Source organism: Leuconostoc gelidum subsp. gelidum KCTC 3527 (genome assembly GCF_000166715.1).
Classification (GTDB): Bacteria; Bacillota; Bacilli; order Lactobacillales; family Lactobacillaceae; genus Leuconostoc; species Leuconostoc gelidum.
This window is the reverse complement of the sequence record NZ_AEMI01000016.1, coordinates 241,614-247,613: the sequence shown is the minus strand read 5'-3', so window position 1 is coordinate 247,613 and position 6,000 is coordinate 241,614. Positions and strand designations below refer to the sequence as shown.

The following is a 6,000-nucleotide window of genomic DNA, read 5'->3' as shown; positions in this document are numbered from 1 at the left end:
CCAACTTCATACACGAAGTTGGCGACTTTTTAATATATTTTAATAGTATTCGTGAAAAACATGTGTACCAAAATTAATAGTATTAAAGATTAACCGCGAACAACTAATACGTCAATATTAGCCGTTCTTGTCACAAATTCAGTAACAGAACCGATAACTAAGCGTTCTACGGCGTTTAAACCAGTAGCTCCAATAACGATGATGTCGGCATTAACCTCATTTGGTACGTCTTTAGCAATCAATGCTTTTGGTGAACCATATTCAATGAGATAGTCAACGTTTTTAACACCAGCATCAATGGCTTGTTGCTTATACTTATCAAGTGTTTTACGTGTTTCATCAGAGACAGCTTCGACCATTGTATCATCAAAACTGGCTACATTTTGAAAAGCACGTGTATCAATGACGTTCAAAATTGATAATATACCATTGTCACCAGCATCATTTGTTAACTCAATGGCGCGAACAAGTGCTGCTTCTGATTCTTTCGAACCATCCATTGGCACTAAAATGTTGTTATAGTTTGCTGTCATAAGAATTCTCCTTTAATATTGTTTATACTTTAAGTATACCGCTTACATTGATAAATTACTATAATTTTAAAATATTTGTTGACAAACTTTTCTGTACAAAAAAGCGTCCACAATTGTGGACGCACGGGACATGCCCGAGACACTCATGATACCGTTAATCGTTACGCAGGTTTTCCTCGGAATTGTCGAGGTGGATCGTTCATAACGCTTGTTAGATTACCGAATGAAAGGGCTTATCTGTCAAGTCGAAAATTCCCATCCGAGAAATGAAAGTTGTAAGGAAAAAGCTGATGATGTAACAATGCGTATATCTGAGGAATCTATACTTTATTATAACGCGAAAAATTGGCAACAACCAGTCTTGACATTTTGAAACTAGTAATTGTATTATTAGTTTCAAAATAATACTCATTGTAAGCCTTTTTTTTGTTGCAATTTTAAAGAATGATATACATCATAGAATGATTGCTCGATTTTCGAGTTGCCTTTAGGATGGAAATATGAAACATCATGGATACTATCTGGTAAATATTGTTGTGGGATCCAGTCATTATCGAAATCATGGGGGTAAATATAGGATGTACCATGATCCAAATCAGCCGCACCTTGATAATGTGAATCTTTTAAATGGTTGGGAATATCTGACACTTTGCCTGAATTAATATCATTAATTGCCATGTCCAGTGCTTGGTAGGCTGCATTCGACTTTGGAGAAAGTGCGAGTTCAATTATTGCATTTGCCAAAGGAATACGTGCCTCCGGAAAACCAAGTGTTTGAGCGGCCTGAATGGCTAGGACAGCATGTTGCACAGCGGCTGGATTGGCTAAACCGATATCCTCATAGGCAATAACTGTCAGGCGTCGTGTCAAAATTGGTAAGTCACCGGACTCTACAATCCGTGCGGCATAATGTAAGGCAGCATCAACATCGGAACCACGAATGGACTTTTGAAGAGCTGAAATGACGTCATAATGTGCATCGCCATCTTTATCAGCAGACATTGCTTTACGTTGTACAGTTTCTTCAATAATTGGCAAAGTGATATGAATGGCATTGCTTTTTTTATTAGGAGGCGTTGACAAAACAGCTAATTCCAAGCCATTGAGTGCGCTACGCAGATCACCATTTGTTGCCCGAGACAGTTGTGTCATCGCATTATCATCAAGCGTAACATTGTAATTGCCAAGGCCTTTTTCTTTATCATCAAGTGCACGTTTAACGGCGATTTTGATGTCGTTTTCGGTAAGTGGCATGACTTGAAAAATTTGCGTTCGTGATCGAATAGCTGGCGTCACGTTAATGTAAGGATTCTCAGTTGTAGCACCGATTAAAATAATTGCGCCAGATTCTAAATGAGGTAATAAAAAATCTTGTTTTATTTTATTTAAACGATGAATTTCATCCAGTAATAAAACGACAGTACCGGACATTTTAGCTTCTTCAGCAACGATTTGAAGATCTTTTTGGCTATCTGTCGCGGCATTTAACATACGGAATGCATATTTCGAAGATCCTGCAATAGCAGATGCGATTGAAGTTTTTCCAGTACCTGGTGGGCCATATAAAATCATGGAACTAAGGCGTTTAGCGTCAACCATACGTCGAATAATTTTGCCACTACCTACTAAATGAGGTTGTCCAACGATTTCTTCAATTTGAGTTGGGCGCATACGATACGCGAGAGGCTGCTGCATAATATTAAACCTTGGTGATCCTTTTTTATAGTATAGTAGTGGCTTATTAATTTAAATAAATGTTGTCAATATTGACAGCGGTATCGGCGGCTAATAAAACGGCGATTGGATCGTTTTGATGCATAGATTCTGTTGTATGAGAGAGTAGTGTGAACGGGTGCTTTGTACGTGTTGCTATAGCGACATAGGGGGCAAAGTTATCCCCAGCAATGTTTTGATCAATTAAAACTTTACCCATACTATGTGATTTTAAAGTGGTTTCAAATTGTGATTGAACATCTAAGCTTCTTAGTTGCGAATATTTAACAGCAACCACGACACGTTCTCGAAATGTGCCAAGGTAATGTTTTTGTTCATCAGGGTTTATTTGAGATTGACCACCGAGTTGTTCTTTTTGTAAGCGTTCATTGATATCCATGTTTTATTCTCCGATACGTTGTAGTATGTCTATTATACGTTATATTTAAATCACAACACAAACAAAAGAAAAAACGCCACCAAAACGGTGACGTTTTCTACCAAATGAATTAAGTTATTAACCCAAACGGTTGTAATATTCGACGATTAATGATTCGTTAATGTCGGCATCTAATTCTTCACGTTCTGGCAAGCGAACTAATGAACCTTCAAGCTTTTCAGCATCGAATGAAACGAATTGTGGATGACCCACAACTGATTCAACAGCTACTTGAATAGGAACAATAGTTTTTGACTTGTCGCGAACTGAGATAACTTGACCAGGTGTTACGCTGAATGAAGGAATATCAACACGTTTGCTGTCGACCATAATATGGCCATGATTAACTAATTGACGTGCTTGTTGGCGTGTTGTGGCCAAACCAAGACGGTAAACAAGTGAATCCAAACGTTGCTCCAACAAAATCATGAAGTTAGTACCATGTGTACCCTTACGGATCTTACCAGCTTTATTAAACAAAGAATGGAATTGACGTTCTGTCAAACCGTAAGTGAAACGCAACTTTTGCTTTTCACGCAATTGTGTACCATATTCAGAAATTTTAGCGCGGCGACCTGCACCGTGATCACCAGGTGCGTATGCACGACGTGATAATTCTTTACCAGTACCAGACAATGAAACACCTAAGCGACGCGAAATGCGCCACTTTGGACCTGTATAACGTGACATATATAATGTCCTCCAAAATGTAGTTTGTCGTACATTTGAGGGGTAAGTACCAGATGCGTGCAGCGCCGAACTTGACGTTTCTCAGAACCAGTAGCTATGGCCTTACTAACGATTTGGGGCGTTGTTGACGCGCTTCTTTACTTACTGCTACTCAATTAACAACTTCTTTTAATAGTAACAGAAATGATTATGATAAGCAAGTTATTAAGAAAGGTGTAAACGATTTGAGATTTAGCAAAATACATTGCGATACTCGGCATTACATCTAGTCGCGTGATAGAATGAGATTATCAATTAAAAATGGGATAAAAACACATGAATCTGACTGTATTAGCAATTATTTTAGGTATCGTTGTCATCGCATATTTAGCAATATTTATTATGCAGCGTACAACAGTAAAAAGAGTGAGCGCATACCAAACTAAAAAAGAACAATTAGCGTCTTTAAAGGTTCGTGATGAGTTGGTTGAAGGGCGCAAATTAGCATTAACAGGACAGTCTTTAAAACAGTATCAAAGTTTGGAAGGTAGTTTTAATGATGTTAAAAATAATAAATTTCTGAAAATTGATCAACAAGCCAACCTTGTTTTATTTGAGGCACGGGGTATTAATTTTATTAAAACAGGGCACGAGTTATCGCGTTTAGAGGCCATGGTTGATGATACGGAGAGTACAATTAACACTGTTCGTAGTGGTTTAACAGAATTAAAAAAGATTGACGAAGCGCATCGCGAAGCAATTAACGATTTAAAAAAGAAATATGATGACTTACGTAAACGTTTGCTGGCAGAAAACTTTAAATTTGGACCAGCAAATAAGGGTCTAGACAATTTTTTGAAGCAGCTTGAGGGCGATTATGATGAATTTACGCGTTTAACGGAAAATGGTGATCACGCAACTGCTTCTGATATTTATGAACAATTGGCCATGGAAACAACACAAATGGAAAATATGATGGCTGACATTCCTGCGTTGTTTGAAAAATTAGATACAGTGTATGTTGAACAATTGAATGAATTGGTACAGGGACACACGGATCTCATTGCCCAAGGTTACGTTTTCCCCAATGATACATTGGTGGAGGAACTTGAAGCAATTGATGCGCAACGCCAACAAGTTCTTCAGTTACTGGGTGAACTTAAGTTAAAAGAAGTGTCGGAACAAAATGGCTATATTGATCGGCGTATTGATACATTATATGACATGATGGAAACAGAAGTGACAGCTAGAAAAGAAGTGACTAAAAATGCCGATCAGTTGTCATCAGACTTATTACGGTTACGCGAACAAAATGGTCAATTATCGATGACGTTAGACCGCTTAGGTCAAAGGTTTCAGTTCAATCATAAAGAATTAGAGACACGACGTACTTTGTTGGAACAAATCAATGCTACCGAGGAACAAGTTAATCATAACGATGATTTGCTTGAGGCTTCTGAAATGTCTTTTAGTGAGTTACGCGCCAAACAAGACAGTCAGTTAAAACGTTTCTCGGAAATCGAGAGTCAACAAGTTGAAATTTGGGAGAAAATTTCAGGACTTGAAAAAGCACAACATTCAGCACGACAATTTGGTGGTCAATATCAACAAGAAATTGAAAATATCAAACAAGCTGTTGAACGCATGAATTTACCTGGATTACCAGGAAGCTATTTAGAATATTTTTTTGCAGTATCTAATGAGTTGAATCGATTAGCTAAATCGCTGCAAGCACATCTAATCGATATGGATGAGGTGCAAAGACAACTTAACATTGTTTCAGCTGATATTGATACATTAAAAGAGAAAACAGAAACGCTTGTTGACCAAGCATCTTTAACGGAACAGTTATTACAGTATGCTAATCGTTATCGCACAAGTAGCGATCGTGTTGCAGCCGCTAGTGAACAAGCTCGTATGTTCTATGAACGGGATTACAGCTTTGATAAAGCGATGGATGTTTTGGGACCAGCCTTAAATAGTGTGGAGCCAGGAATCTATGAAAAGTTAGTTGATTCGTATATGCGACGTAAGACACCATTACTATAAACTAGAAAAAAGCCAGCTGATGCTGGCTTTTTTCATAAAAATGGGTAGAATAATGAAGACTATTGATGATTATAATGAAATACTAACAGATCGGTTAGTATTACGGCGTGTTTTATTAACAGATGCGCCACAAATGTATCAATGGTTGAGTGATGAAAATACCGTTCAGTGGTTATCGGGTACTTTGAACACTAGCATCGAGAATGTTGAAAATCAAGCGATTAAATCTTATTTTTGGCAAGATGTTGTTAACACGAAAAAATATGGCATTGCATTACAAGAAACAAATGAACTAATTGGTAGCATTGATTTTCGACAAAATATATTAAAAAGCAATGCTGAAATTGGCTATGTATTGACGCCTCTACAGAGAGGGAAAGGATTTATGCATGAAGCGGTCAGCAGTTTGCTTAAAATTGGATTTACTGAACTGAATTTGGTTGATATTTGGATTAGTCACGACAGTGAGAATATAAGTAGTCGCCACGTACCTGAACGTTTAGGATTTGAACAAACCGAAATTAACGCTACATCATCTCATGTTGTTTGGCATATGTCATCTGAACGATATCGTGAGAAATTCTAAATAAATTTTGA

General features: G+C 37.5%; 6 protein-coding genes. 2 read left to right on the top strand and 4 right to left on the bottom strand.

The genetic code is table 11. The features are described from left to right. Positions 1 to 89: 89 nt before the first annotated feature. The 4 genes from EUI_RS0104690 to rpsD form a co-directional block, all read right to left on the bottom strand. The gene (locus EUI_RS0104690) at positions 90 to 533 is read right to left on the bottom strand and encodes a universal stress protein (protein ID WP_010016459.1); all 444 of its coding nucleotides are present in this window, start codon (positions 531 to 533) and stop codon (positions 90 to 92) included. A 408-nt stretch (positions 534 to 941) separates the two neighbouring features. Continuing rightward, entirely contained in the window at positions 942 to 2,228 is a 1,287-nt protein-coding gene (locus EUI_RS0104680; RefSeq protein ID WP_010016457.1) for a replication-associated recombination protein A, read from the bottom strand. A 46-nt stretch (positions 2,229 to 2,274) separates the two neighbouring features. Next, a complete protein-coding gene (locus EUI_RS0104675) occupies positions 2,275 to 2,646 on the bottom strand; it encodes a DUF1694 domain-containing protein (protein ID WP_010016456.1) in 372 nt (123 codons plus the stop codon). Between the two features lie 117 nt (positions 2,647 to 2,763). Next, positions 2,764 to 3,375, bottom strand: a complete 612-nt coding sequence (gene rpsD / locus EUI_RS0104670; RefSeq protein WP_010016454.1) for a 30S ribosomal protein S4 — start codon at positions 3,373 to 3,375, stop codon at positions 2,764 to 2,766. Positions 3,376 to 3,690: 315 nt separating this feature from the next. Here rpsD and ezrA point away from each other — a divergent pair, with 315 nt between their 5' ends. Together ezrA and EUI_RS0104660 are read left to right on the top strand one after the other, a co-directional pair. Then, positions 3,691 to 5,403, top strand: coding sequence for a septation ring formation regulator EzrA (gene ezrA, locus EUI_RS0104665; RefSeq protein ID WP_010016453.1), 1,713 nt, complete (start codon positions 3,691 to 3,693; stop codon positions 5,401 to 5,403). 52 nt (positions 5,404 to 5,455) lie between these two features. Next, positions 5,456 to 5,989: a GNAT family N-acetyltransferase gene (locus EUI_RS0104660; RefSeq protein WP_010016452.1), complete on the top strand. Its 534-nt coding sequence runs from the start codon at positions 5,456 to 5,458 to the stop codon at positions 5,987 to 5,989. The last annotated feature ends 11 nt before the right edge of the window (positions 5,990 to 6,000 follow it).

Excerpts from the sequence above, each read along its gene's own strand:
- EUI_RS0104660 (WP_010016452.1), top strand. The coding sequence starts at position 5,456 with ATGAAGACTATTGATGATTATAATGAAATACTAACAGATCGGTTAGTA.
- EUI_RS0104680 (WP_010016457.1), bottom strand. The coding sequence starts at position 2,228 with ATGCAGCAGCCTCTCGCGTATCGTATGCGCCCAACTCAAATTGAAGAA.
- ezrA (WP_010016453.1), top strand. The coding sequence starts at position 3,691 with ATGAATCTGACTGTATTAGCAATTATTTTAGGTATCGTTGTCATCGCA.
- rpsD (WP_010016454.1), bottom strand. The coding sequence starts at position 3,375 with ATGTCACGTTATACAGGTCCAAAGTGGCGCATTTCGCGTCGCTTAGGT.
- EUI_RS0104675 (WP_010016456.1), bottom strand. The coding sequence starts at position 2,646 with ATGGATATCAATGAACGCTTACAAAAAGAACAACTCGGTGGTCAATCT.
- EUI_RS0104690 (WP_010016459.1), bottom strand. The coding sequence starts at position 533 with ATGACAGCAAACTATAACAACATTTTAGTGCCAATGGATGGTTCGAAA.